Origin of the sequence: Cutibacterium sp. 37298, assembly GCF_023838685.1 — a bacterium.
Taxonomy (GTDB): Bacteria; Actinomycetota; Actinomycetes; order Propionibacteriales; family Propionibacteriaceae; genus Cutibacterium; species Cutibacterium acnes.
In genome coordinates this window covers 386,597-410,544 of sequence record NZ_JAJNRJ010000001.1, presented here as the reverse complement: position 1 = coordinate 410,544, position 23,948 = coordinate 386,597, and the positions used below count along the sequence as shown (strand labels likewise).

Below are 23,948 nucleotides of genomic sequence, written 5' to 3'. Positions count from 1 at the left end.
CTAATCTGGCCTTACTCGCTGAGGTATCTGTGGCCGTAACAAGGCTACGTCCGCCATGGACAGCATTTCTGAGGAGCGGTCCATGGCGGCGATTCGACAGGTTGCGTCAGACAGCATTTTGATCATCGTGTCGCATAAGTTGAAGACGTTGGCAACAGCGGACGAGATCATCGTCTTGGAGTCCGGACAGCTTACTGAACGTGGCCCACTAGCAGAGTTAGTTAACGATGATGGAGTTTTCAACAGACTTTGGGAAAAGCAGTAGACCATGGACGAAGTCCAGTCATTTTGACCCTGACAACTCGGTCAAAATGACTGAACTTCCACCTCACCCGTAGGTATCTCGCGGCCCTCTCCCCGGCACCGACCGAGGCCCATGCTTCCAACTGGGAGCACTTGGCCCCTCAATAACGACCTTGGTAACGGTCCCCTCCCCCAGGCGACGATTGAGCTCGGCCACCAGCTGAGGCGCAATGGTGCGCAAAGACGTCGCCCACACCGTCGCCTCGGTCCGAACTGTCAGCACTGTCCCCTGGTACTTAACCGGGCGCGAATGTTCCGCATTCGTCGGACCAACCAGTTCGGGCCAGCGCGAAAGCACCAGATGTAGATTGACCTGACGACCCCATCCCTTAGATTGCACTAGATGGGTGAAAGCGTCGCCAAGGGCCATCGGATCGCGACCGTCAGCCTTAGGACCGGACCATGATGGGGTACTGGGGCGACGACGGCGTTTCCTCGCAGCGGAACGTCGAGGTGGCGGCAGCAAAACCTCGCCATCATCGTCACGACGCGGGGTTCCTGCCGGTTCACCACGAGCGGCTCGAGCAATAGCCAGGGCAACGTCGACACCCTCGTCATCATGATCAGCCGCCAGGCGACGATCTTCCTCGGTCGGACCTTCGTCAAGGCCTTCAGTCATCGTTATTCCCCTCATAGGCCAGCACCTGACCACCCCCGACGTCGAACCTCTCCCCGCGCAGAATCTCGGGAACGTCCGAGGCTACCGCGGCCGTCACTAGCACCTGATCAGCCTGCACTACCGACGATGCCAGTCGGTCTCGACGCGTCGCGTCAAGCTCAGCGAAAACATCATCAAGCACGAGAACGGGTTCAATACCGTCATCACGCAGGAGCTGGAAAGACCCCAATCTCAAAGCCAGAGCCAACGACCATGATTCGCCGTGGGAGGCATACCCTTTAGCCGGCATTTCTCCGATATGCAAGATGATGTCGTCACGTTGCGGGCCGACGAGGGTAACGCCCCGGATGAGCTCGTCAGCACGTCGTTTTGCCAAAGTGTCCAGGAATCGGTTTGCGAGCTCCTTGCGGTCGATCGGTGTGGAGCTCTCCCTTTCTTGCTGAGGCGACCACAGGCCCTCAAGATCGATCGTGGACTTATACGACGCAGTGGTGAGGTCGTTCGCTGGGGCAATCTCGCGGTAGGCGGTCGAAATCAACGGCATGATGGCCGACAGAGTATCGAGCCGAGCTGAAAGTAGTTCAGCACCGATGGTAGCCAGCTCGTTGTCCCAGATGTCCATCGTCGCACCGATCTCAGCTCCCGCCGATCGCCCCTTCCCGGACAGGGATTTGAGCAAGGCGTTGCGCTGCTTGAGGACCCGCTCATAATCAGACTTCACCGCGGCCATCCTGGGCCACCGCGTCACCACTAAGCCATCGAGGAACGCTCGACGATCTGACGGATCACCGCGCACCACTGCCAGGTCATTAGGCGAAAACACCACAGTCCTCAACACCCCGAGAATGTCCCGCGGACGGGTTAGCGGAGCTCGATTAATGCGCGCCCGATTGGCACGTCGCGCATTAATCTCGACCTCCAGCAGCAAGCTGCGGGCGTCGTCGGTCCCGGCACGGACCCGGCCTCGTACAACCGCCTGGTCGGCTCCCAGCCTCACCAGCGGGGTGTCATTGCTGACGCGGTGCGACGACAACGTCGAAAGATATTCCACCGCCTCAACGAGGTTCGTCTTCCCCTGGCCATTAGAGCCAATGAAGGTCGTCGCCCCTGCAGTCATGGGGACATCGGCACGGACATAGGAACGGAAATCAACCAGTTCGAGGCGCTCAACGAACATCCGGACCCCCTCCGACCACATCCAGGCCGTCCGAGCCAGGTTACCGGACAGACATGTTCACAGCCACGGTCTGCCATGTAGGACGGTGCATCCAGGTGGCAGCAACGGATCATCCCCACTGCGAATGGCGTCAATAACGGCTTCCGGCTCGGCTAATGGGCCAACCTCATCCCCTCCCCAGGTCGACGCGCAGCCCTGTCCGGTACCGACGAGATGGAATGTCGGCTCACCATCGACCACCGGCCCAGTGACAACGACGAGGCTACCGTCAACGACGGCCGCCAAGTCCGCGTCAAGAACCCGCAAAAGATCTTCCGAACCATGGTCGCAGGCATCACAAGCGCAATCCGGGATGATGTCGAAAGGATCGGCATCCGAGGTGGCGGACAGCCCGACAAAAGGAACCTGGTCAAAAGACACCACCGACACGTACAGAAGCAACGTGTCGCTGTGAGGGCTTGACCACCGCTGCTGCAACCGGCCCCGACCTTTAGCCATGGTGTCGACGTCAACGTCACACAGTTTCGCAAGAACCGTCTGCCACGCCTGCAAGCGCAGCATGAGAACGCGGTACCTCTCAGGGTCAGTGACCCTGCTGTACTCCTCCTCGGCAGCAACGGAATGATCAGCGTGAGGATTCGGCCAGGAAGGCGCACCGAGGGCATCGAAGACGCGGTCAACCCCAGTCCTGACGTCAGCGATGGTTGTCATGGGACCAGTGTGGCAATCCCCCTAGCAAAGCCATTTGGCACCCCATGGCACTTGCCTACCAAGGGCAGTGCTATAGCCCAATGTAAGTATGCTTTATGGGGCTGTCGAGCAAGACTCTTCGTGACGCGAAGCTACCTCAGGAGGGCAATCTCATTAGCATGATGACGTGACGATAATCCGTCTCCGGCTTGCCGTCGAAGTCATTGAGACCAGTCACCAGGCAAGGCTTGCCAGGAGCGGTGAAAGAGAAGTGGACGTAGGGGGTATCCAGGGCACCAAGGGCGTCAGACAAATAATGCGGGTTGAACCCTGCCGCGGTAATAGTGGGCTCCCCGTCAACGTGGTTTGTAACAACAGCCTCAATGGCCTCAGAAGCTTGAGCCTGGTCGCCCGTGGCCGCCGACAAGGCGACCGAGTCGTCATTGATGACCATCCGCAGCGGAGTGTTGCGCTCAGCAACAAGGGAAACGCGACGCACCGAGTTGATGAGCTCATCGGTACGAGCCCGCACCGAACGAGTGGCCTTGATGTCCATGAGGTGACGCACTTTAGGGAATTCCCCGCTAAGCAAGCGAGTGGTCATGCGACGCACACCGTTGGCCCCGTCACCTTCAAAACCGACAAGACCTTCACCACTGTCGCCCGAAGAAAGGTTCATGGTGACATGCTCACCAGAGGTCATCGAGCGCGCGGTTTCATTGATGACCTTAGCCGGCACCAAAGCAGTAGCCTCAGCGTCGGTGGCGCTGGGATTCCAGGTGATTTCCTTGAGAGCCATCCGGTAACGGTCTGTAGCCAGCAGCGAGAGGGTCTCTCCGTTGATTTCGACGCGCACACCCGTAAAGACCGGCAATAGCTCATCACGACCAGCAGCCACGACGACCTGAGCAACAGCCCTGGAGAAAACACTAGCGTCAACAGTGCCCGTTGCTGCAGGCATGTGCGGCAGATCAGGATACTCATCAACAGGTAGGGCCTGAAGGGTAAAGCGAGCAGACCCGCACACCAGATCCATCTTGGCGGGGTCCGTCGTGATCTGAACCGGCTTGTTAGGCAAGCTACGAGCAATATCAGCAAGCAGCTTGCCAGAGACAAGAGATTCTCCCGGCTCGTCAACTTGAGCGGAAAGGGTAATTTGTGCGCTGGTCTCATTGTCGGAGGCCGACATCACCACCGAGTCGCCCTCAGCTCGCACGAGCAGTCCAGCTAAAATCGGCACTGTCGGCCGGTTCGGCAGACTGCGAGCAGCCCAGGCAACAGCTTCGGCCATGACATCGCGTTCCAGACGGATTTCCACTGCGTCCCCTTGATTTGGCGTCTCGCACTCCATGGTGCCTGCATGCCGATCATATCCATGCTTGCCGACCGTTGGCACGCCCATGGTGATGTCGACGTCAAGAGTTCTCTTGGTAGTGGATACCTCTCCCCGTGTTAGAGCAGTGTGCGGCAGCGAGGCCTTGTCCCCAAATCCACACCCACAGACTTGTAAGAGATGGAGATGTATGTCTTTTCTTCATACTCGTAACCCCTGTGGAACTTGTGGATAATTGCCAAACTCCCTTGTCAACAACGTTTTGTGGCAGTGGACGACGACGTGGACCAGATGTGCATGCCGGTGGGGTGGCTGTGGATATAAGAAGTTGTCCCATCGTTATCCCCTGGCTGTCCACTGGTTTTCCATATATGGGTGTGGGAATAGGTGTTACGGGGCGGGCTTGTGCCTAGCTCAACGACACAGGTGCAGCTGTCACCGTAGGCTGTGGCTCAGCTCAGTACTGCTTGATGCGGTTGGTGATTTCAGAGACCTGATTGAAGATCTGACGCTGCTCCCCCATGAGGGCGCGAATCTTGCGGTCAGCATGCATGACGGTGGTGTGGTCCTTGCCGCTAAATTCGGCGCCGATCTTGGGCAACGAGAGGTCAGTGAGCTCGCGGCACAGGTACATCGCAATTTGTCGGGCTGTGACAAGGGTCTGAGCGCGGGAGGTGCCTAAAAGATCGTCCGCAGAGATGTCGAAGTAGTCGGCGGTCTCCGCGATAATGCGCTCTGGTGTCACCGGGGTCTCGCGACCTTCCGGGATGAGGTCCTTGAGGACGACTTCAGCCAGAGAGATATCCACCGATTGCTGGTTAAGGCTGGCAAAAGCCGTCACCCGGATGAGGGCTCCCTCGAGCTCACGAATATTGGTTTGGATACGGCTAGCGATGAACTCCAGTACGTCCGGCTCGACGGTGATCTTCTCGGCCGCAACTTTGCGCCGCAGGATGGCGATGCGAGTCTCTAGATCTGGTGGTTGGATGTCAGTAAGCAGACCCCATTCAAACCGGCTGCGCAGACGCGGCTCAAGGGCCTCCAACAGCTTAGGCGGCCGGTCAGAGGTCATGACGATCTGCTTCTGGGCGTTGTGAAGAGTATTGAAGGTGTGAAAGAACTCTTCCTGGGTTTGGATCTTCGACTGCAAAAACTGGATGTCGTCAACTAGCAGGACGTCAACATCGCGGTAAGAGCGACGGAACTCCGTGGTGCGGTTGGTGCCGATGGCGTTGATGAAGTCGTTGGTGAGTTCCTCGGTAGAGACGTACTTCACTTTGACGTTGTCGTAATACGACATGACGTAACGCCCGATGGCATGCAGCAGGTGGGTTTTCCCTAGCCCAGAGCCGCCATAGATAAGCAGCGGGTTGTACGACTTTCCAGGGGCCTCGGCAACCGCGACTGCGGCAGCGTGAGCAAACCGATTAGATGCACCGATGACGAAGGAATCGAAGGTGTACTTCGGGTTGAGTCGGTTACCTTCGTCATCGTCGATAGTGGTGGTGGGCCGAGCGGAGGGTTCAGTGACTCCGACGGTGACCTTGGGGACGAACTGGGCAGGTGGAACCTCTTCTTCCTCGTCCTCATGGTCAGGAGCACCAAGAGCCAATTCCAGATCGGGATCGATGGTGATGGCTAGGTGGATGGCTTTGTGAAAATGGTCAGAGAGGAGTTCTTCTAGTTCGTAACGCATCTTTGACTCAAGACGGTCACGGGCGAATTCGTTGGGAACGGCAACCATCGCCGTAGAAGAGTGCATCGTCACCGGGGTGGTGTTGGATAACCACGCGCGATTAGGTTTCGAAACCTTCGTAAGGATGTTGGCCCAAGCTTCATTGAGGGCCTCAGTGGGGTCATTATCAGCCGACTGTGAACTCATCGGCGGTGGCAATACAGCATCCGGATGGATCGGCGCGGGACGAGGGTGGTCGGCGTCGCCGAACGGTGTGTCGGACATTCCACCACCTGTTCTCTAGAAGTTGTCGAGAGTTGTCCACACAGTTTTCCACAGTCGGTGTGACAAGCTACCCACGATGTACCACTCCACTGAACGCTAGTGAGTCCTTGGCTCATCCGCAACCGGTTTGAGTGGCTTGCCAAGCGGGTCAAATGACTACATAAATGTGGTTTCATAGGTGTCATTTGATGGTCTGGCGGCGCAGGGTCATCAGTTTGCCGAGAGCGACTCCGACAACGTAGAGTTGTTCAGTCGCTGTCTTCAGCGTCCACTTCCCCTGCGCCCATCCGGGCGCCCCGGAGGGACCGGCTCGCGTCGATCCCCCGGGTGATCCCCAAGACACAAGGGAGAACATCCCCGTGAAGCGCACTTTCCAGCCCAGCAATCGTCGTCGTGCCCGTAACCACGGCTTCCGTTCCCGCATGAGCACTCGCGCCGGTCGCAGCATTCTCGCTGCTCGCCGCCGCAAGGGTCGCGTCAACCTGTCGGCCTGAGTTCTTATGCTGCCTGCCCGGTCGCGGATGCACCGTCCCGGTGACTACTGTGCCGCGGTCCGCGGAGGCGTCAGGTCGGGTCGTCCTACTCTTGTCGTTCATGCCGGACGACACGCGCAATTCAGGTTCGACTCAGCTGATAAGACCGAGTTATCCACAGCACCTGTGGGTAACTGTGGTTCTGGTGAACCATTAGTGTCAACGACGACTTCCCGATCTGACCTTGACGTTGCGCCGCGGGTCGGTTTTGTCGTGTCCAAGGCCGTGGGCAATGCCGTGACACGTAATCGAGTCAAACGTCGACTGCGTCACCTCTGCCGTCCTCTCGTGGATGAGCTCGAGGATGGCACCGTGGTCGTCGTGCGAGCTCTACCGGCTGCAGCGACCCAACCTGATCGGGTTGCCAAGGATCTCGACGGGGCATGGCACCAGGCATTGCGGAAACTGCGATGATGGCTGCGGCGATTCCCTCACGGCACCCGAACGACGACGGTGGCGTATGGGCAACGGTGCGGCGTTTTCGTCCCCTTACCTGGCTAGCTATTGGATTTGTCAAAGGGTGGCGAGCCCTCATCTCGCCGCTCTACGGGGATGTCTGTAAGTACCAACCCAGTTGTTCGACGTACGGTCTGCGGGCGTTACAGGTGCACGGGGTCTTTCGCGCGACGCCGATGATCATCTGGCGGATTCTGCGATGTAATCCATGGTCCCACGGTGGGTACGACCCAGTGCCGGGCACCCCCGAGGCAAGGCAATGGCGTGAACTCCATCCGGAAACTGCGCGCTCAAAGAATGAACCGATTCACGATCTGACGGACGATAATCCTTGGGATCACGAACCGGCCCTACGAAAATCCATCCCCGGATACACCGATCCGGGGAGTACCCACACGGGTACCCCTTCCCACACCCGAGGTGAGAATTGATGCTCAACCCGCTGGTCATACTTAGCCTGGGCGGCGCCCTGCACACGATGGGTCACGCCATCATGGTGCCGTTGTACTGGGCAGTGTCCGGCCTGCTCGTCCTTTTCCATTACCTGTGGTCGCCGCTGTTCGGCCGCGACTCCGGTATCTCGTGGACGTTAGCCATCGTCTGTCTGACGATTTTCATTCGTTTGCTGCTGGTGCCGTTGTTCGTTAAGCAGATCAACTCTGCGCGATCGATGCAGCTTATCCAGCCGAAGATGAAAGCCATCCAGGAAAAGTACGGCGACGATCGGGAACGTGCCGGCCAGGAGATGATGAACCTCTACCGCGAGGAAGGGGTCAACCCGGCGGCGTCCTGTCTGCCTGTGTTGTTGCAGATGCCAATCTTTCTAGCGTTGTTTCGTGTGCTGGACGGCGCCTCCCGTGGTATCCCCCGAGGTCACTTCTTCGCTAAAAACCCTGGCCTGATGGAATCCCTGCAACACGCCAAGTTCTTTGGCGCTGAGTTGGCTGGTCGGTTCCTCCCCATGAACAACGGATTCGGTGGCACCCAGGTCGTCGCTCTTGTTCTCATCATCATCATGGTCGCGACGCTGTTCTACACCCAGCTTCAGCTGATGCGGAAGAACATGCCTCCGGAATCGCTAACCGGCCCCATGGCCCAGCAGCAAAAGATGATGATCTACCTCTTCCCACTGATGTACCTGTTCAGTGGTGTGAGCTTCCCGATCGGCGTCATGCTCTACTGGTGTACCTCGAACCTATGGACGCTAGGCCAGCAGGAAATCCTTATCCGTAACAACCCGACACCAAATACCCCGGCCTACATCGATTGGCGCGAGCGCATGATCGCCAAAGGCAAGGATCCCGACGAAATCGAGCGTGCTCGTCGCGAGAAGCGGCGTCGCAAAGTTGTTGCCCCCACCCCGGTAGCCACCATCGAAGATGGTGAGAAGCCGATGGTGGCCCGCCAAGGAGTGACCCGTCAAACGGTCCGCAAGGACGCCAGTGGTGGTCGTCAGGTGGTCCGTCGCCAGCAGCCTGCTAAACAGACGCGAGCCCAACGTAAGAAGTAAAAACCCCTGGGGCCTGTCCCGAACCATGAGTTGATCTTTTGAGAGGTAACAGATGAGCGAAAGCAGCGAGAGCAGTGAGGAGCTCGACGTCGATCAAGTCGAGGATTGCGGTAACCTCGATCCTGAGGAGATTGAGGCTGATGGCGTTGAGTCGGAAGATTCCGATGGCAATGACGGCGACGAAGCTGAGAACGATGACGAGGAGACCGGCGACCCTCTAGATGAGGAGGGTGACATCGCAGCCGATTACCTTGAGGAACTCCTCGACATCGCAGACCTAGACGGCGACATCGATACCTATGTGGAAAGTGGCCGAGCCCACGTTTCCATCGTCACGGATTCGCAGACCCTAGTTGGCAAAGATGGCAAGGTTCTGGAGGCTTTGCAAGAGTTGTCGCGGCTGGCCGTTATGACTGAGGTCGGGCACCGTTCCCGCCTCATGCTTGACATCGCCGGGTATCGGGAGTCACGTCGCAAGGATCTTGTGGTCTTGGCGACCGAGGCGATTCAATCGGTTAAAGAGACCGGCGAACCGGCTCACCTTGCCCCGATGAATCCCTTCGAGCGCAAGATCGTCCATGATGCGGTCGCCGCAGCTGGGCTCGTCAGTGAATCTGAGGGTGTCGAGCCTAAGCGCCATGTGGTTATCACTCAGGAGCAGTGATGAGTGATTGAGGAGGGCCCGGTGAGTAACCGGGCCCTCCTCTTTGTGCCAGTCTTCTTCGCGTCTGGTGAGGGCTGTCCCCGTCCGTATGCCCAACGGATGGCGACCGTAAGGTGTGTTGAGCAGTGGCAAAGTTGGGCTGACAACGTCACTAGACGTGAGACGGTTTTCGTTGGAGACGAGATAATCACGGCGTTATAGTTTGAAGAGTGCCGATTTCTGCTCACTCTATTTCCGTCTCCACGATGCTTGAGTTCATTGCGGCTCGAGGGTCAGCCTCCTTCCTGCAGACCCCCGCATGGGCACGGGTGAAGTCAGAATGGCGAGGTGAACGAGTAGGTTTCTATGACGGTGACGAGCTCACTGGCGTTGGACTGATCCTCTACCGAAAGCTTCCCAAACTGCCCCGTTACTTGGCTTATCTGCCGGAGGGGCCGGTTCTCGACTGGTCTCGCGACGATATAGCCGAGCACTTCGACGCGCTGGTGACCCACGTCAAGAAGCGTCAAGCTTTCGCGGTGCGTATCGGACCGGCCGTCGTGCACCGTATATGGGGAACCAAAACCATCAAAACCGCTATTGCTGACGACAACATCACCTCGTTAACCGAGGTTGAGCCGGACGTCGTAACTCCCGAAGGAGAGCACGTCGTATCGGTGCTTAAGCAGGGCGGATGGATCACTGACGAAACTGATCAAGGGTTTGCTGCTGGTCAGCCGCAGTTCAACTTTCAGCTTTCGTTGCGCCACGAAGACGGCACTCAGAAATCCGAGGATGAGCTCCTCAAGGGCATGAATCAGCTGTGGCGACGCAATATCAAAAAAGCTGCCAAATTTGGCGTCGAAGTGAAACTTGGCATCCGTGACGACCTGGCGCGTTTTCACAAGGTCTACTTGGAGACTGCTGAGCGTGACGGATTTACCGGTCGCCCGCTGGAATATTTCGAGCATATGTGGGATGTCCTCAATGCTGAGGAAGAAGACCGCATGAAGGTCTTTCTCGCTGAACACGAGGGCGACGTTGTTGCTGCAACCACCTTTGTCACCGTCGGTGAGCACGCCTGGTATTCCTATGGCGCATCGACCACGGTCAAGCGGGAAGTGCGTGGCTCAAACGCCATCCAGTGGGCCATGATTCGCATCGCCAATGAGGCTGGATGTGCAGTTTACGACATGCGTGGCATTGTCGCCGGAGTGGGTGCTGACGACCCCGAGATTGGCCTCATCCAGTTTAAGGTTGGTAGCGGTGGCCAGGCAGTGGCCTTCCCGGGTGAGTGGGATAAGCCCATCAACCCGATCCTGTACAAGGCTTTTGACCTCTACATGAAACGACGCTGACATGCTTAAACTCACTATCGACGCTCAACGGTGGCGCAACCATCTGACGACTTTTGCGAAGTCCTGCCCCGGAATCGTGCCAGTTACGAAGGGGAACGGATACGGCTTCGGGCATGAGTTGCTGGTTCAGGAGTCCCAACGACTAGGAATCGACATTCTTGCCGTCGGGGTAGCCCAAGAGGTGGCGTCGGTCCGTCAGTACGGCTGGGACAAAGATGTCATCGTCCTTAATCCGTGGCGCCCTGGCGACGAAGTAGCCACCGGCCTGTTGAATGATCCCAAGGTCATTACGACGATTTCGCGGCGTGAGGACGTCGCTGCGGTGCGTGACCTCGCGCCGAGCGCGTCGATTTTGGTCGAAGTCGAGACGTCGATGCATCGGCATGGTGTTCCGGCCGACGAGGTGGCGGCTTTAGATCTTGACGGTTTTGACCTGAGAGGCTGGACTATCCACTTGCCGTCGGGGGCATCTCTGGACGAGGGCCGTGAGATGGCTCGGATTGTTAAGCAACATCCGTTGGCTTCACGAGGTATCTGGTTTTCTCATCTCAGTTGTGACGATTACATCGCGTTATCGAAAGAACTGGATGTCCCGGTGCGGATGAGGGTCGGTACTCGCCTGTGGTTGGGTGATGCCAATGCTTACCGTGTCACAGGGACTGTCCTTGACGTCCGCTGGCTACCGAAGCGGACTCCAGTGGGTTATCACCGTGTCAAGACTCATACGGACGGATACATCGTTGTGGTGTCTGGAGGAACTGCGCACGGGGTCGCGTTATCTGCACCGATCTCAGCTCGGTCCCTACGCCAGTGGTTGATTCCTGGGGCCGAAGCCCTGCAGCAAATGGTGGGACGGGTTATTAGCCCGTTTACTATCGCGGGGAAGAAGGCAGTATTCGCTGAGCCACCGCATATGCATTCGTCTTTGGTGTTCGTGGGCGGACCTGGGGAACCAACTCACGTTGGCGACGAAGTGCCGGTGAATGTGCGCATGGCAACGGCGACCTTTGACGAGATTTCGCTGGTGTGAAGTCGAAAAATAAGGTGGCTGTCGGGCCTTGTGACGGTTTCGAGGGCCCGATGTGTTTCTTCCCCGTGATTGTGTGTCTTATCCCTGTGTTTGTCTGTCAGTAGGGCTGGGAGCGGGAGTGCAAGCCTGTGACTGTGTGTCTCCTACCCCTATGTTTGCTTGTCCCCTCTCCCGCTGTTGGGTGAGTTGCCTCGAGGATGAGATGTGGTGTTGGGCAAGTGTGGTTTCGGAGCTGTGTCACGGTTGAACAGTAGGATATAGATATTGGAATATATGTCGACAAAACGAGAAATCGATGAAGATGTGTTTCACGTGGAACGTGAAGTTGGGGCTGACCGGGTCATGTGAGAGTTCGGTCTGACCAGGCCTGAAGCATGTGGCTAAATGGTGTCGAAGGGTCGGTAATGAGGCTGTTTCGTAGACCAGGGATGTCCGTCGCTGTGAATTTCTGTGCTGGCGGAGGCGGGTAGGGTTGGCGAAATCCTGTGTGTACGCAAGTACTGTTAACGTTTGAAATTGTTGAGCTCGTACGTTGTATGAGCGCGGCGACGTGATATCGGACGTGATAACGGCGACGTGATAATGATTGCTCGTGGCGCGGGAGCTGTTGTGGACATTCCTGTGGTGTCAAGGGACGTGTGTGATGTCAAGGGACATGACGGTGCCGTTGAGAATCATCAGTAAATCCCATGTGGAGACTGCCCTTAGACCCGTTGATTCGTGTGAGCTAACTCGTTGAACCTCCGCGAGCTTTACCCATCGACCCTACTGAGCCGCCACAGTGAAAGTACTCCAGCGACCGGTGGTGGACAGCTCATGGTTACCAAGAACGCTTCTCATGAGTAGTCATCCTGTGAACTAGTGCGCCGTGGCTGAGGATCGGGTGGAGTATGGGTGCTTTTGTGTGGAACCTGGTCAGCGATCAGTCAATCGGATTAGATCAGTGAAGAGGGATTAGGTCAGTGAAGGTGGTCCCCCGACGCGATGCGAAGAATGTCGTCGTGGTTGAGTTGAGCTAGCGAGGAAGTTGAGTCTCCTTCACTCATATTAGACGGACAGTATTGCTGAGAGCGCGAGAAAGCGAACCCAGTTCTCAGCTGTGTCGCGAGATCAGTGGAGTCTCGCCGCAGAATTACGTTGCTGAAATTCCCGTCTGTACAACTAGTTGAATACCGGTGGTATTTCGATAGTGGACGGTACTCCCTGGATGAGGCGATAGTCCCTAAATCTATGGACTGCGTTTGACCTCTCTTGTTGAAGGTCATGTCTTCTCCCGTGGATCCGCATTCTGTGTCTTGAGTTCGTATGTTCTTGGGGTCCGCATGGTTCAAACTGGAGATGGGCAACAGCCGTGGCAAGTCAAGGCTGGCGGGGCTATCGGGAAATTGCCAACCAGGTGCCGCCGTGGTGCGACTCCTGACCAGACTTCTACGGATCACGCTAACGGTCTTGTGTCGTTCGTCGTCGACGGTGACGTCTTGTTGCACGCTTACGTCAGGATGACGGACATGTTGGACGGGCGCCGATGTTTTGCGCTGGACTCATGCGGTTGATGTTCAGCTGATTTGAACTTCCAGCTGACTTGATACTTCCAGATGGACGTTGTTGTGATCACGGGGACGATGAGGCTCACGAGGCGTGATCATGGTGCTGAGTTCGGAAAAAGTCTCTCGGCGTTCCGGTTGTTGTAAATCGACTGGTGTGTTGGTTAGGCAATGTCTGCATTGGTTGCTCGTGGGAAAGTGAGCATGGTCAGGCTGTGATGGTTGGTGCGTCGAGAAGGCGCGAGCGTGCCGCCCAGGTGCTCTTGGTGAGGGACTGTTGAGATGAATGTCGGGCTGTTTCGAATTGAGCTCAAGCCAGTGGTTCGAGCCTGTCCTCTGTGTAAGTCGGGAGACGCCTCTCAATTTCACGCGCTTACGCCCCGATATGGCCTGTCCGCTGTGTGGTTCGGGAGACCTGTGCGGGGTTGGCTAGCTGTCTGTGGTTCTGGTGAATGCCCGTAGGAAAGGCGGAGTGAGGCGCCAAGCATGGCAGGATGTTCGGTATGACCCTGGTGAGTGACGATGCCATTGCCGTGAGGCTGTATCGGGATAACTATAAAACGATTCGGCAATATGTCGATATATTGGCATCACGCGGGGTTGATTGGGGTCTAATTGGCCCTCGGGAGATTGGCCGACTGTGGGAGCGCCACATCCTGAACAGTATTGCTCTTGAGAGTTTGATACCTGAGGGTTGCCGCGTAGCCGACGTTGGAAGCGGAGCCGGATTGCCGGGTATTCCTTTAGCGATCCTGCGACCTGACCTCGAGATGATCCTTATTGAGCCGATGCTGCGCCGTTCGAATTTTCTGACTGAAGCAATTGACGAGTTGGGCTTGGACGATAGGGTATCCGTCGTCCGTGGCCGAGCCGAGGATGCTGATCTGCACGTTGATGTCGTTGTATCACGTGCCGTGGCAAAGTTAGCTACGTTGATTAACTGGACGGCAGATCTGATCGTGGATTCGGGCAGTCTTCTGGCTCTGAAGGGGCAATCGGCTGATGACGAGGTCGTCAAGGCGAAGAAAGAGCTTTCGAAGCGACGTCTGTCTGCCGAAGTACTGCTGATCCGAGCTGATCCGGCCTCGGACGTGACGCGCGCAGTTCGAGTACGTCGTACGGGTAAGTAAACATGTGAGATGTTGCTGTAGGCGCTAGGTCAAATCGCTTGCATCATGGTCTCGGTGATGGTCCCGGACGGAGCTTGTAGCATGCCGTCGAAGTAAGTGTCCGAGGCGGCATCAACGTATGTTGAACATGAATATCGGCCGGGCGCGGTGTCCAAGGCTAGGTGCATCAACGTCTGTAAGGCCGAAACTTGGTGAACCCGCTGGCGATACCGATCGATAAGCCGGATATTGGCCCCGATGTTTGTGATAGATGATTTTAAGGCTGTAGCCGTCGCTTGCGAGTTGAGGTCCCCCGGCGAGTGGTGAGGCTACCATCAACACGCTGGCAGGGCACCAGCAAGGATGGCGGTAGGTGATCGTAGCGAGACCAGCGGTGTGCGTGGGCTTGGGTGAGCCATGACGGTCGTCCGTACCGATCATATGGCTACGGACGCTCGTCGAAGGCATAGCGCTTGGATGACAGACCGCGCGTAGGAGAATGCGGTGTTTCACGTGAAACAGCGTGGCACGTCTTACCAGCTCGGCACTGTGGGATAAGAGTTTTACGGTGTCCAAGAATTGCGCGGGATGACAGGCAACAGACGCGTCATCAGTGGAAGCTTGAGCGAAAGAACAGCGAGACATCAGTTCCCAGCTTGGGACGACACACCGCCGTATGTACCTTCGAGCAGACATACGGAGTGATCTGGCCATTACATCCAGGCGAAGGTGTGCTGATAGGTTGCCGGTTACGTATACAGCAGCCCGCCGGTTGGCGTGCTCGGGCTAGCGATTGACCTGAACTGGTGGCCCGACTTGGCGGCGTCGCGGTTTTAAGTGAAGCATCCAAGTTCGAACGTCTGTGCTCGTCTGGTCGCAGCACAGGGGGTAACGATCTGCAACCGGGTAAGGACGTGCAATTGGCATGACGCGCGGAGTGAGTTGATCACGGGACGCTTAGCATGTCTGAGCTGAGGAGGAGCCCCGGTCAAGAGTAAGACACCACCCCGCCTCCAAAGGTGTTCAACCCGACCCCGAGGCAATGGGGCTCCACCCGGTCATGCGTTCAGCTATATGGTCGTAGGAAGTCGACGGCTTGGTGAAGCAGCCTTGGTTGAATCAGGGTCCGAATGCCACATCACCATGATTAAATCGGCGGTATGAACCGTCGAGTTGAGGTGAATTCACCGAAATATCGTTCAAGAATTATGTCCAACACGTCCGGTCAACGTGTTAGCAGCTTGGAGACAGAGCTCGCGGAGGAGCTAGGCGCGTAGGTGGCCGGAAGCCGCGACATTCTTCTACGGAACTGGTTGGACAGACCAGGCCAAGAATGTGACCCGTTTCCCCTTTGTGGGTGCGTGCAGTTGACGACGCCGTTAACGTGCTTGGTGACTGACGTGAGCTCCAGACCAAAGAGTCATGTGGGGTCGGTGCGGGACCAGTCGCATGAAGCGGTCACGGGCGCTTGATGCTGCGACCTGACCACGAGCTATTTCAGCGTGCCAGCCCGGCCGGTACGTTGGCTGCAGATTACCGTAGGGCTGGGGTTTAACGGGGCGGCTGTGTTTCGTTTTGACTCAGGCACGTGAGTAATGGCGTGGCGGTTCTATGAACGTGACGTTGATGGCTGCAACGTTGTGTCGATGAACGGAGGATCAGCGTACGGGTATGGAGATCTGGGTTGTCCACCGGTGGGAAGTGGTTATCCACAGGCTACTGCTATCAACATAGGTAGTTATCCACAGCTGCAGGATGACTCTGGCACTGAACGATGTGGCCGGTAAAGTGACCGAGTATCGGTGTTTCACGTGAAACGTCACTCCGCTCGCGACTGAAAGGATGCGCATGACCAACGAGGTCCCCATCTATGACGGAGCGCCCAAGCGCGCGGCATTCGATAGTCCCGATGTACCCGAGGTCGCGGAATCTTCTGCCGATAGTATCGATAGCTCGACGACACCAACCGTGCCCTTGACTCTCCCGCGTCCGACGTCGCCGAGAACTGTTGTGGTGGCCAACCAGAAGGGCGGCGTTGGCAAGACGACTACTGCAATTAACTTCGCGGTTGCGCTGGCTATGAGTGGACTTAAGGTGCTCGTAATTGATACCGATCCACAGGGTAATGCTTCGACGGCGCTTGGAATCGACCACGAAGCGGGAACGCCAGGAACATACGAAGTTCTCATAGATGAGGAGGACATTGGTCTTGTCGCGAAGCCAAGCCCGGAAGCTCCCGGTCTTGAAGTGGTCCCAGCCACGATTGACCTTTCCGGCGCTGAGCTTCAACTTGTAGACGTGAAGGGGCGTGAACGCCGCCTGCGGAAGGCGTTGCGGAAGTATTTGAAGAATCATGACGTGGACTACGTGATTCTCGACTGTCCCCCATCACTTGGGCTTTTGACCCTCAACGCGCTGGTGGCTGCCGACGAAGTGTTGGTGCCAATTCAATGTGAGTACTATGCCCTAGAAGGCGTCACGCAGCTGATGCGAACGATCGAAGCGGTTCGGCATGCGATGAATAAAGAGCTCCGTTTAGGGTCGATCCTCATGACAATGTTCGATGGTCGAACACGCCTCTCTACCCAAGTGGATGAAGAGGTTCGTACCCACTTCGCACGTGAAACGATGTCAACGCGCATACCACGGTCTGTCCGAGTTTCGGAAGCACCGAGCTATAGCCGTAGCGTTTTGACTTACGAGCCGACATCAGCGGGGGCAGTTGCGTATCGGGAAGCTACTGCTGAGTTTGCAAAGCGGCATGCGGGCGATGAGCACAGTACAAATACCAGCGGTGTGAAGCACCCCGATGTTTCTGACACTAAGAAGGGATGACAGTGGCAGCCAAGCACAGCGGTTTAGGGCGGGGTTTCGGAGAATTTTTTCAACGGACGGATCTCGATGATGATGACGAAGAGCGCGTTGATGACGCTAGTACTGACGGCGACGCGATAAACGAACCTGTTGGAGGCTCTCGACTCGAGCTCATCTCCGTGGACGAGGTCTCTCCGAACGCGCGCCAACCGCGTAAAACGTTTAACGAGGAAGAACTGACCGAACTCTCAGAGTCTATCCGGGCGGTCGGAGTTCTGCAGCCTGTAGTTGTGACCCCAGCCGACAACGGCTACGAACTCGTTATGGGTGAGCGTCGGTGGCGCGCTGCTCGCAAGGCCGGCCTCGCAACGGTTCCTGCGATCGTGCGCACCACGGCGAGCGAGGACATGCTGCGGGATGCGTTGCTTGAGAACCTCCATCGCGTACAGTTAAATCCTCTCGAAGAAGCAGCCGCTTATGAGCAGATGCTCAACGATTTTGGATGCACTCAGGATGAGCTCTCGGAGAAGATCCAGCGTTCCCGGTCACAGATTGCGAACACCATTCGGTTGCTCAAACTTAGCGCGGGCGTGCAGAAACGACTTCTTGATGGTGAGATCACCGCTGGTCACGCTAGATGCCTTTTGGCGATTGATAATCCTGAGGTACAAGTCGGCACAGCAAACCGCGTCGTAGACGAAGGTTTATCTGTACGCGCGACTGAAGAGCTGGTTCGTCAGACTTTGGACGACACGACAGAAGTTAAGCCGCATCAGCGAAAAAAACCCGGTCGGGATACTGAGGCCGTGAAGCTGGGAGAACAGCTATCTCAGCGGTTCCGTACCGCAGTCAAAGTGCGGCGCCGTAATGGGAGAGGCACCATAACCTTCCCATTCAATGATAATGAGGAGCTAGAGCGACTTATCAACATATTTTCTGACTGATGAGGTAAGACACTGAATGCGTTTGGCCACGGAAGAGAGCGTGGTCGAAGGCGTCACACTGAACCCTGTTCGCGGTCGGACCGATGTTGCTCGTGATGGTGTACGTGCGTTAAAGACGGGAGTAGCTCACAGCGGCCGCTAATCTGCGAAAAACACTGTGTCGTGTGAGCACACTGCTACACGCCAAAGGTTAGTTGCAATGAGGTGATGCGTGGAGCACAGTACTGGAGTAGGCACCGGGAGAGTACATGCAACTCGTCACTCAGTTGGTGCGCCATGATGAGCCCAGTAGTTTTTCGCGTCATCAATACGACGGTTGACATCCTTATGAGCGAAATACTCCGCGACGAAGGACAGGAACGGAACCGTTCCGGCCAAAGCGATGATGAGCAGGCGGGTTAATGGCCAGCCTGCCTTGCGTCCCAACAAATAGGCGGTGATGAGCAGTATGGGGTAGAGCCATCCGTGGGAGATCCCGACGACGTTGACCATCGTTCGCGTGCCCGCCGCGTACTTGAGTGGCATCGCTACACACACGAGAACAACCAAGAGTGTTCCGACAATGTATGCCATAACGCGGTAGCAGAGCAGGGCTTTGCGAACCCCTGAGATGTCATCAGGCTCGATCCATGGCTCTGTTTCAGCCTCGGCGGCAGTCTCGGAGTGACGGGAGTCCGTCGAGTGGTCGTGGGCCGCATTGCTAGCGCGAGTGTCGTCAGAGATGTTGTCAGGTGTCATGTAAAAGTCGTCACTGGTCACGTCGTCGCTGTGTTTCACGTGAAACAGAGTACCGAAGCACGTCAACTGACGCCGCGTCAAGCAGGCCGTCATTCCTTATGCTTGCCTGCTGCTCGGGCGAACGCGAGAGATATGGCAACAGTAAAGATCGCAAAAACCCACCATTGCAATGCGTAGCCGCGATTACGTTCGCCACCATCACCCTTCGGGAGTACTGGTTGCGCTGGGGCGAGCCCCTGAGCGTGCGCATTTTTCTCATCGAGGGTCAGGGTTGCTGGTACCAAGGGTTGGGGCCATGTTTGGGTCAACACTTCCAGCCGCAAGGAGGGGAGCACGGCAGCCGGCATCTGGGAATTTCGGCGACCGTCATCGGCTTCAGATGCCGCGAGCACACCCGTCACTGTTATAGCCCCCGTGGGCGCAGCAGGGACTCTCTCGCCTTTCGAGAGCTTGCCGCGAACTACGGCCATCGTTTCCCCGGAGGTCAGTTTGATTCCCGTTACGACGCGTACTGGCCACGATGTGCCTATCAAGGTTGTGGTCGACGGTTGGAACGTGCCCGTCACCGTCACCCGGCGTCCGTACTGAGCCATGACACTGGCCTTCTTAGGCGCCTCATTCCAGGTGATCACTGGCTCGTTGATACGCGCCTGCGTCGAGTCGTCACGTTGGGACTCAAAAACGTTCATCTGCCACAGTCCGAGGAAGACCATCACACTGGCAAGGACGACGCCGAGCAAGACGACAGATGCTTGCTTGACGCGCACGGCGTGGCGCGAGCCCCTCGTGTGCACACTGTCAGCCATGGTTGCGAGCGACGTCATCGACTAGTCGAGAGCACACCTCGCCAAGGTCTAGACCGGCAGCTTTCATAGCCACGGGTACGAGCGAAGTAGCTGTCATCCCGGGAGCAGCACCGGCCTCCAAGAAGACTGGGCGACCGGATTCGTCCACGATCGCATCGACACGAGATATCCCGGAGAAATCGAGCTCCTTTTGCACGACTCGGGCCATCGCCGTCGCGGTTTGGGCCGCCGTACCGCTAATGTCTGCAGGAGCTGTTAGTCGTGTCTCACCACCGGTGTACATCGCTGAATAATCATAGACACCACCGACAGGGCGAATCTCGACGGCTGGCAGCACACGCGTGCCTTCAGACGTCGTGATCATGCCTATTGCGAGTTCCGTTGCCCACAATGAATTCCTCGACTACAACCATGTCGTCATAGGCATAGGCGTTCGCGACGGCCTGAGGAAGATCGTCGACGCCATCGACTTTTGTGACACCGAGGCTTGAGCCCCCATGTGCCGGCTTAACGATGACCGGAAGGCCAAACTTTTCGGCGATCGAACGCATGACCATCTGAGCGCCGAGCTCACGGAAGACATTATGGGGCAACGCGACCTGCTGTGGTGTGACGACCCCGGCTGCGGCCACGGCGCGAGATGCGATGGACTTATCGAAAGAGATACGGCAGGTTGCTGGGCTGGAGCCCACATAGGGGATGTCCATGAGCTGAAGCACTTCAAGAAGGGCACCATTTTCGCCAAGACCACCGTGCAACATGGGAAACACGACGGCACCGTCGTTGGCACGCAAGGTTTCAATGAGCGCGGAGTCAATATCGGCTTCCACGACTTCGTGTCCGACCCGCCGCAGCGCTTGTGCAACGGTGCGACCCGACTTCAGAGAAATGTCGCGCTGGTGGCTGAGCCCTCCGGCAAGGACGACGACTGGTTGCAACATGCCCCCATTCAACCAGTGCCGGGACAATGATGGCATAACCGACCCTCCCGGTATCTATAAGACAACGGCAGCAACGTAGGAGCAGCTTGGGTGAGCGTCCGCCTGGGACGTGGTTGAAGCACGCCGGGCCGATGCTCACATAGTTATCAAACTGCGCCCGCCATAGAAGTGAGCAATAAACGATAATTGTTTGAAGCAAACCCGCTACGGGCCGAGCTCATAGTTGCTCCCGGTAGCTCCGTCTTCCATATATAGCTAAGTCGACATAACGTTATATCTATAGAACGCGAGTTGGAGTCGCATCGCTGCAGGGCTTGACCCCTATCAGAATCACGCCAAGTTCGGACCAGGACCCAAATCGCGGGAATGACGCCGCTCGTCAGCCAGTCCAAACGTCTCGACAATTTCCAGCTCTTCACGCATCACACCAGCCAGTCTCTCGACACCGACTTTGATGCGCTCGGGAGTTGGGTAGCAGAACGACAGGCGAATATTGCGCTGACCACGACCATCCGCGTAGAATGCCGTCCCCGGAGTGTAAGCGACAAGCTTCGTCACAGCCCGAGGAAGCATGGCGGCAGAATCGATCGCTCCCGGTATCGTCAACCAGACAAAGAACCCGCCAGATGGGTGAGACCACGTCGTCCCCTCAGGCATAGTCTCAGCCAACGAGGACAGCATAGTGTCACGACGGATGCGGTACATATTGATGAAGCTGTCCACCTGGGCACGCCAATCCCAATGGGCCAGGTAGCTCGAGACAGCAAACTGGGAAAAGACTGGCGGGCACAAGGTCGCCGACTCCTGGGCAAGAACCAGTTTGTCGCGTACGAACGACGGCGACAGAACCCAACCGATGCGGAAGCCTGGCGCGAATGTCTTGGAGAAGGACCCCAAGTACACGACGTTGTCGGGATCCATCGACTTCAACGTCGGCAGCGGATCACCATCGAGATTGAGTAACCCGTACGGGTTGTCCTCAACCACCAACAGATCCAGCTCGTCAGCTACCGCCAGGATCTCCCGGCGACGCTCGGTCGATTGCGAGATTCCCGACGGGTTTGAGTGGTTAGGAACCGTGTAAAGGAACTTCACCGACTTACCGTCTTGACGCGCTGCGGTTGCTTTCTCACGCAGGGATTCCGGAACCAACCCGCTGTCGTCCATGTCGACGTGAATGACCTCAGTTTGATACGAGGCGAAGGTATTGAGCGCCCCGACATACGCTGGTGACTCGGCCATAATGACGTCGCCTGGGTTGCAAAAAATGCGCGTGACGAGATCCAGGCCCTGTTGAGAACCACACGTGACAGTGACGTCGTCAGGATCTGCGACGAGCCCCTCAACGGCCATCACCTCGCAGATGTGCTTGCGCATCTCAGGTTCACCCTGCCCCGACCCGTACTGCATAGCGACAGTGCCGCGAGTGTCAACGAGCTCCTTCAACGACTCACTGACGACGTCAAGAGGAAGGTCGGCAATGTTGGGCATACCACCGGCTAAGGAAACGACCTCGGGGCGATTCACTACCGCGAACAGGGCACGGACGGGAGAGGTTTTCAACCCCAAGGAGCGGGTGGAATACCGATCGTGGAACTTGTCAAAGGTGGTGTCGACTCGGCGGTCGGTAGCGGCGTCAGCAGCCTTGGGAGCAGCAACGGCGGCGTTGACGCGCACACTATCGGTCGGAGGAACAGGTTGCCTGGTGATGTGGTTTGTGCTGCTCACCCTCCCACTGTGCCCCACCGCAGACCTGGAAATCTAGAATGACACTCACCCAGGTGTGGTCTATTTCACCCATCGGACGTCACAGCGGGGCGCGGTGAGGAGCCGTCGTCGACCCGCTGCAGGGCGCGTCGGGAGGAGACATTGTGCGAGTCAGGCATTTGACAACGCTGAAGCAGGAGGACACCCGAATTCTGGGACCCGCCCCCCGGCTGCGGCAATGGAAAATTGACCCTGACAAGGCTTTGCCAGAGTGGGCTGATGAAGCTTGCCAGCGGTGGGGATTCTTTGGGGTCGCAAGTCGTCACAGGGACGAGATCGAGGGCATCCTGCTCGTCGCTGCTGAAACCTGTCTTCCGCCAGACCATCCGATGTCGAAAATTCCCCGCACACCTGGGGCAGCGGTTCTAGTGGGCTTTCTTCCCCATCGGAGTGACGCTTCTTGGGGGAGAGTGCGCACGTCCTTCCTGGCAGCTCGCCTACACGGATCCGTGCCGGTCATTGAGGCTGGTGGCGTTATTGGACCGTGTACCGATCCTCGTATCGCACCCGTCACCTGGTTGGAATCGTGGGGATTCCAGGAGGTTGACCCTATGAGCGCCGGATCGATTCGTCGCATGAGGTTAGACCTGCGGCGGACAGTTAAAACGGAAGAAAGTTGGACGGAGCGCTGGTTTGGGTGGTTGCGCGGCAACGGGTTAGTTCCAGCTGATGTTGGACGATTGCGATGGCCGATGAGTTCGGCCCGCCATGATTACGATGCCCCGGCGACCGTGGTTCAGACCAGCACGCAATCCCCGCAGCAAGCTATACGAGAACCACTGACCTGGTAATAGAGGCAACAACTGCGGCGGTGAAAGCCCGGTCCGGCAGTGATACCGGGGCGTGGGTCGACCATGGCCAATATCTCTGTGGCGACGTCGATGGCTGCCTGGCGTAAATCTGGGCGACAGCGAGTCACCATGATGACCGAAGTGCTCACTGCTGAGGCCAGGTTGTCCCAGGCGACAATTTTGCTCAACCCGGCGGCGATGAAGGCACGAGTGATCTCTTCAACCGCTGAACCGGTGATTTTCGCTGGTCCCGGTTGCCAAGCCACCGACACGGGAACCGGAGCAGGAAGCACATCACGGAACCACAGGTCCGCGAGCCGGGGGAAATCGACATCGTTGCCGAGAGCCCGGGCTGCGACGGCCGGAACTACCAACCTGGCGACAATTCCCAGTTGGGTTGCCGACAGTGCGACACGATGGGCAACCGGGCCATCTGCGGCAGGGACCTCGTGACCATGGCCCGCCTTTCCCTCATGGCGCTGGGCCAGGAGAACCTCGTGGGTGTGGTCGACACGGCGGATGAGGGTTTCGGGAGCGATGAGCTGAATCGCCGGAAGCCAGGAACCAGCGGGGGGATCGCTCGGCCGGTGATTTTCGACACAGACCCACTCGTCGAAACCGGCTGTAGCGAGATCAATGACGTCCACACCCCCCATAGTGCTGCCTCTCATGCTGCTTCGCGAGTCCAATGACAGGGGATGAGGTGCGAAAAATCCCGCCACGGTGAAGGGCAAAGCACTCGAGTGCTGTGACCCTACCCGAGGCGGGATTTTTCGTCACAAGGATCCGGCGCCCAGATTATGTTCAGGGTTTAGAGATTCCGGATACGTCACGAAGGGCCTGGGATACCGGGAACCTAGAGACCTAGGTAACAGACGATCG

The 23,948-nt window shown here is 57.3% G+C and carries 24 protein-coding genes and 5 pseudogenes; 15 read left to right on the top strand and 14 right to left on the bottom strand.

All coding sequences use genetic code 11. From position 1 onward, the window contains the following. Positions 1 to 37: 37 nt before the first annotated feature. Positions 38 to 265, top strand: a pseudogene (locus tag LRP59_RS01990) (ATP-binding protein); the annotation flags it as partial. A gap of 63 nt (positions 266 to 328) precedes the next feature. Here the strand turns inward: LRP59_RS01990 and LRP59_RS01985 are convergent. From LRP59_RS01985 to dnaA, 5 genes are all read right to left on the bottom strand, one after another. Continuing rightward, complete coding sequence (locus LRP59_RS01985) at positions 329 to 922, bottom strand: DUF721 domain-containing protein (protein WP_002512709.1); 594 nt, start codon at positions 920 to 922, stop codon at positions 329 to 331. Continuing rightward, positions 915 to 2,120 carry a DNA replication/repair protein RecF gene (gene recF, locus LRP59_RS01980; protein WP_002531562.1) on the bottom strand — a complete coding sequence of 402 codons (1,206 nt, stop codon included), beginning with the start codon at positions 2,118 to 2,120 and terminating at the stop codon, positions 915 to 917. The genes LRP59_RS01985 and recF overlap by 8 nt, the downstream gene beginning before the upstream one ends. Positions 2,121 to 2,156: 36 nt before the next feature. Beyond that, positions 2,157 to 2,810: a DUF6226 family protein gene (locus LRP59_RS01975; RefSeq protein ID WP_002512707.1), complete on the bottom strand. Its 654-nt coding sequence runs from the start codon at positions 2,808 to 2,810 to the stop codon at positions 2,157 to 2,159. Between the two features lie 136 nt (positions 2,811 to 2,946). After that, the gene (dnaN, locus tag LRP59_RS01970; protein WP_002512706.1) at positions 2,947 to 4,107 is read right to left on the bottom strand and encodes a DNA polymerase III subunit beta; all 1,161 of its coding nucleotides are present in this window, start codon (positions 4,105 to 4,107) and stop codon (positions 2,947 to 2,949) included. Between the two features lie 472 nt (positions 4,108 to 4,579). Then, positions 4,580 to 6,082 carry a chromosomal replication initiator protein DnaA gene (gene dnaA, locus LRP59_RS01965; RefSeq protein ID WP_002512705.1) on the bottom strand — a complete coding sequence of 501 codons (1,503 nt, stop codon included), beginning with the start codon at positions 6,080 to 6,082 and terminating at the stop codon, positions 4,580 to 4,582. A 359-nt stretch (positions 6,083 to 6,441) separates the two neighbouring features. Between dnaA and rpmH the strand changes: the two genes are divergently transcribed. Genes rpmH through LRP59_RS01925 form a run of 8 tightly spaced genes read left to right on the top strand, consistent with a single transcriptional unit; the run spans position 6,442 to position 11,612 of the window. Continuing rightward, positions 6,442 to 6,576 (top strand): 50S ribosomal protein L34, encoded by a 135-nt coding sequence (gene rpmH, locus LRP59_RS01960; RefSeq protein ID WP_002512704.1) that lies wholly within the window; start codon positions 6,442 to 6,444, stop codon positions 6,574 to 6,576. A 6-nt stretch (positions 6,577 to 6,582) separates the two neighbouring features. Further along, positions 6,583 to 7,029, top strand: a complete 447-nt coding sequence (gene rnpA, locus LRP59_RS01955; protein ID WP_002512703.1) for a ribonuclease P protein component — start codon at positions 6,583 to 6,585, stop codon at positions 7,027 to 7,029. Beyond that, the gene (gene yidD / locus LRP59_RS01950; protein ID WP_002520899.1) at positions 7,026 to 7,502 is read left to right on the top strand and encodes a membrane protein insertion efficiency factor YidD; all 477 of its coding nucleotides are present in this window, start codon (positions 7,026 to 7,028) and stop codon (positions 7,500 to 7,502) included. The genes rnpA and yidD overlap by 4 nt, the downstream gene beginning before the upstream one ends. Further along, entirely contained in the window at positions 7,502 to 8,581 is a 1,080-nt protein-coding gene (gene yidC / locus LRP59_RS01945) for a membrane protein insertase YidC (protein ID WP_002512702.1), read from the top strand. The genes yidD and yidC overlap by 1 nt, the downstream gene beginning before the upstream one ends. A 52-nt stretch (positions 8,582 to 8,633) precedes the next feature. Beyond that, positions 8,634 to 9,245, top strand: a complete 612-nt coding sequence (locus tag LRP59_RS01940; protein WP_002512701.1) for a R3H domain-containing nucleic acid-binding protein — start codon at positions 8,634 to 8,636, stop codon at positions 9,243 to 9,245. A gap of 3 nt (positions 9,246 to 9,248) precedes the next feature. Beyond that, complete coding sequence (locus LRP59_RS01935) at positions 9,249 to 9,446, top strand: hypothetical protein (protein WP_002512700.1); 198 nt, start codon at positions 9,249 to 9,251, stop codon at positions 9,444 to 9,446. 8 nt (positions 9,447 to 9,454) lie between these two features. Then, on the top strand, positions 9,455 to 10,582 hold the full coding sequence (locus LRP59_RS01930; RefSeq protein WP_312845839.1) for a peptidoglycan bridge formation glycyltransferase FemA/FemB family protein: 1,128 nt from the start codon (positions 9,455 to 9,457) through the stop codon (positions 10,580 to 10,582). Between the two features lies 1 nt (position 10,583). Beyond that, entirely contained in the window at positions 10,584 to 11,612 is a 1,029-nt protein-coding gene (locus LRP59_RS01925; RefSeq protein WP_002512698.1) for an alanine racemase, read from the top strand. Between the two features lie 237 nt (positions 11,613 to 11,849). Here the strand turns inward: LRP59_RS01925 and LRP59_RS01920 are convergent. Together LRP59_RS01920 and LRP59_RS01915 are read right to left on the bottom strand one after the other, a co-directional pair. Continuing rightward, positions 11,850 to 12,290, bottom strand: a pseudogene (locus tag LRP59_RS01920) (hypothetical protein). Positions 12,291 to 12,571: 281 nt separating this feature from the next. Continuing rightward, entirely contained in the window at positions 12,572 to 12,943 is a 372-nt protein-coding gene (locus tag LRP59_RS01915) for a hypothetical protein (RefSeq protein ID WP_074025664.1), read from the bottom strand. Between the two features lie 20 nt (positions 12,944 to 12,963). Here LRP59_RS01915 and LRP59_RS01910 point away from each other — a divergent pair. Further along, a pseudogene (locus LRP59_RS01910) lies at positions 12,964 to 13,165 on the top strand (hypothetical protein). Positions 13,166 to 13,650: 485 nt separating this feature from the next. Continuing rightward, entirely contained in the window at positions 13,651 to 14,286 is a 636-nt protein-coding gene (gene rsmG, locus LRP59_RS01905) for a 16S rRNA (guanine(527)-N(7))-methyltransferase RsmG (protein WP_002520894.1), read from the top strand. 29 nt (positions 14,287 to 14,315) lie between these two features. Here rsmG and LRP59_RS01900 read toward each other — a convergent pair whose 3' ends face one another. Further along, positions 14,316 to 14,534: a hypothetical protein gene (locus LRP59_RS01900; protein ID WP_032499722.1), complete on the bottom strand. Its 219-nt coding sequence runs from the start codon at positions 14,532 to 14,534 to the stop codon at positions 14,316 to 14,318. Between the two features lie 8 nt (positions 14,535 to 14,542). Next, positions 14,543 to 14,910, bottom strand: a pseudogene (locus LRP59_RS01895) (hypothetical protein). Between the two features lie 950 nt (positions 14,911 to 15,860). On the opposite strand from LRP59_RS01895, the gene LRP59_RS01890 reads away from it, so the two are divergent. From LRP59_RS01890 to LRP59_RS01880, 3 genes are read left to right on the top strand one after another with little or no spacing between them, the layout of a single operon-like run. Beyond that, positions 15,861 to 16,052, top strand: a complete 192-nt coding sequence (locus tag LRP59_RS01890) for a hypothetical protein (protein WP_002520892.1) — start codon at positions 15,861 to 15,863, stop codon at positions 16,050 to 16,052. Between the two features lie 55 nt (positions 16,053 to 16,107). Beyond that, a complete protein-coding gene (locus LRP59_RS01885) occupies positions 16,108 to 17,100 on the top strand; it encodes a ParA family protein (RefSeq protein WP_002520891.1) in 993 nt (330 codons plus the stop codon). Beyond that, entirely contained in the window at positions 17,097 to 18,023 is a 927-nt protein-coding gene (locus LRP59_RS01880) for a ParB/RepB/Spo0J family partition protein (protein ID WP_002520890.1), read from the top strand. The genes LRP59_RS01885 and LRP59_RS01880 overlap by 4 nt, the downstream gene beginning before the upstream one ends. A gap of 258 nt (positions 18,024 to 18,281) precedes the next feature. Here the strand turns inward: LRP59_RS01880 and LRP59_RS01875 are convergent, their stop codons facing one another. From LRP59_RS01875 to LRP59_RS01860, 4 genes and pseudogenes are all read right to left on the bottom strand, one after another. After that, a complete protein-coding gene (locus LRP59_RS01875) occupies positions 18,282 to 18,854 on the bottom strand; it encodes a DUF3817 domain-containing protein (protein WP_002531551.1) in 573 nt (190 codons plus the stop codon). Beyond that, positions 18,851 to 19,567: an SURF1 family protein gene (locus tag LRP59_RS01870; protein ID WP_014604275.1), complete on the bottom strand. Its 717-nt coding sequence runs from the start codon at positions 19,565 to 19,567 to the stop codon at positions 18,851 to 18,853. Before LRP59_RS01870 ends, LRP59_RS01875 begins: the two co-directional genes overlap by 4 nt. After that, positions 19,560 to 20,508 (bottom strand): annotated as a pseudogene (locus tag LRP59_RS01865) (D-alanine--D-alanine ligase). Before LRP59_RS01865 ends, LRP59_RS01870 begins: the two are co-directional and overlap by 8 nt. Before the next feature lie 330 nt (positions 20,509 to 20,838). Continuing rightward, positions 20,839 to 22,185 (bottom strand): PLP-dependent aminotransferase family protein, encoded by a 1,347-nt coding sequence (locus LRP59_RS01860; protein ID WP_002512689.1) that lies wholly within the window; start codon positions 22,183 to 22,185, stop codon positions 20,839 to 20,841. A 194-nt stretch (positions 22,186 to 22,379) separates the two neighbouring features. Between LRP59_RS01860 and LRP59_RS01855 the strand changes: the two genes are divergently transcribed. Next, the gene (locus LRP59_RS01855) at positions 22,380 to 23,066 is read left to right on the top strand and encodes a hypothetical protein (protein ID WP_002520885.1); all 687 of its coding nucleotides are present in this window, start codon (positions 22,380 to 22,382) and stop codon (positions 23,064 to 23,066) included. Here the strand turns inward: LRP59_RS01855 and LRP59_RS01850 are convergent. Next, entirely contained in the window at positions 23,012 to 23,713 is a 702-nt protein-coding gene (locus LRP59_RS01850; RefSeq protein ID WP_032499761.1) for a (2Fe-2S)-binding protein, read from the bottom strand. The two genes, LRP59_RS01855 and LRP59_RS01850, sit on opposite strands and share 55 nt — an antisense overlap. Between the last annotated feature and the right edge of the window lie 235 nt (positions 23,714 to 23,948).

What these genes read in the sequence shown, in the direction of transcription:
- LRP59_RS01985 (WP_002512709.1), bottom strand. Translation starts at nt 922, where the DNA reads ATGACTGAAGGCCTTGACGAAGGTCCGACCGAGGAAGATCGTCGCCTG.
- recF (WP_002531562.1), bottom strand. Translation starts at nt 2,120, where the DNA reads ATGTGGTCGGAGGGGGTCCGGATGTTCGTTGAGCGCCTCGAACTGGTT.
- LRP59_RS01975 (WP_002512707.1), bottom strand. Translation starts at nt 2,810, where the DNA reads ATGACAACCATCGCTGACGTCAGGACTGGGGTTGACCGCGTCTTCGAT.
- dnaA (WP_002512705.1), bottom strand. Translation starts at nt 6,082, where the DNA reads ATGTCCGACACACCGTTCGGCGACGCCGACCACCCTCGTCCCGCGCCG.
- rnpA (WP_002512703.1), top strand. Translation starts at nt 6,583, where the DNA reads ATGCTGCCTGCCCGGTCGCGGATGCACCGTCCCGGTGACTACTGTGCC.
- yidD (WP_002520899.1), top strand. Translation starts at nt 7,026, where the DNA reads ATGATGGCTGCGGCGATTCCCTCACGGCACCCGAACGACGACGGTGGC.
- yidC (WP_002512702.1), top strand. Translation starts at nt 7,502, where the DNA reads ATGCTCAACCCGCTGGTCATACTTAGCCTGGGCGGCGCCCTGCACACG.
- LRP59_RS01940 (WP_002512701.1), top strand. Translation starts at nt 8,634, where the DNA reads ATGAGCGAAAGCAGCGAGAGCAGTGAGGAGCTCGACGTCGATCAAGTC.
- LRP59_RS01925 (WP_002512698.1), top strand. Translation starts at nt 10,584, where the DNA reads ATGCTTAAACTCACTATCGACGCTCAACGGTGGCGCAACCATCTGACG.
- rsmG (WP_002520894.1), top strand. Translation starts at nt 13,651, where the DNA reads ATGTTCGGTATGACCCTGGTGAGTGACGATGCCATTGCCGTGAGGCTG.
- LRP59_RS01890 (WP_002520892.1), top strand. Translation starts at nt 15,861, where the DNA reads ATGGCGTGGCGGTTCTATGAACGTGACGTTGATGGCTGCAACGTTGTG.
- LRP59_RS01885 (WP_002520891.1), top strand. Translation starts at nt 16,108, where the DNA reads ATGCGCATGACCAACGAGGTCCCCATCTATGACGGAGCGCCCAAGCGC.
- LRP59_RS01880 (WP_002520890.1), top strand. Translation starts at nt 17,097, where the DNA reads ATGACAGTGGCAGCCAAGCACAGCGGTTTAGGGCGGGGTTTCGGAGAA.
- LRP59_RS01875 (WP_002531551.1), bottom strand. Translation starts at nt 18,854, where the DNA reads ATGACGGCCTGCTTGACGCGGCGTCAGTTGACGTGCTTCGGTACTCTG.
- LRP59_RS01870 (WP_014604275.1), bottom strand. Translation starts at nt 19,567, where the DNA reads ATGGCTGACAGTGTGCACACGAGGGGCTCGCGCCACGCCGTGCGCGTC.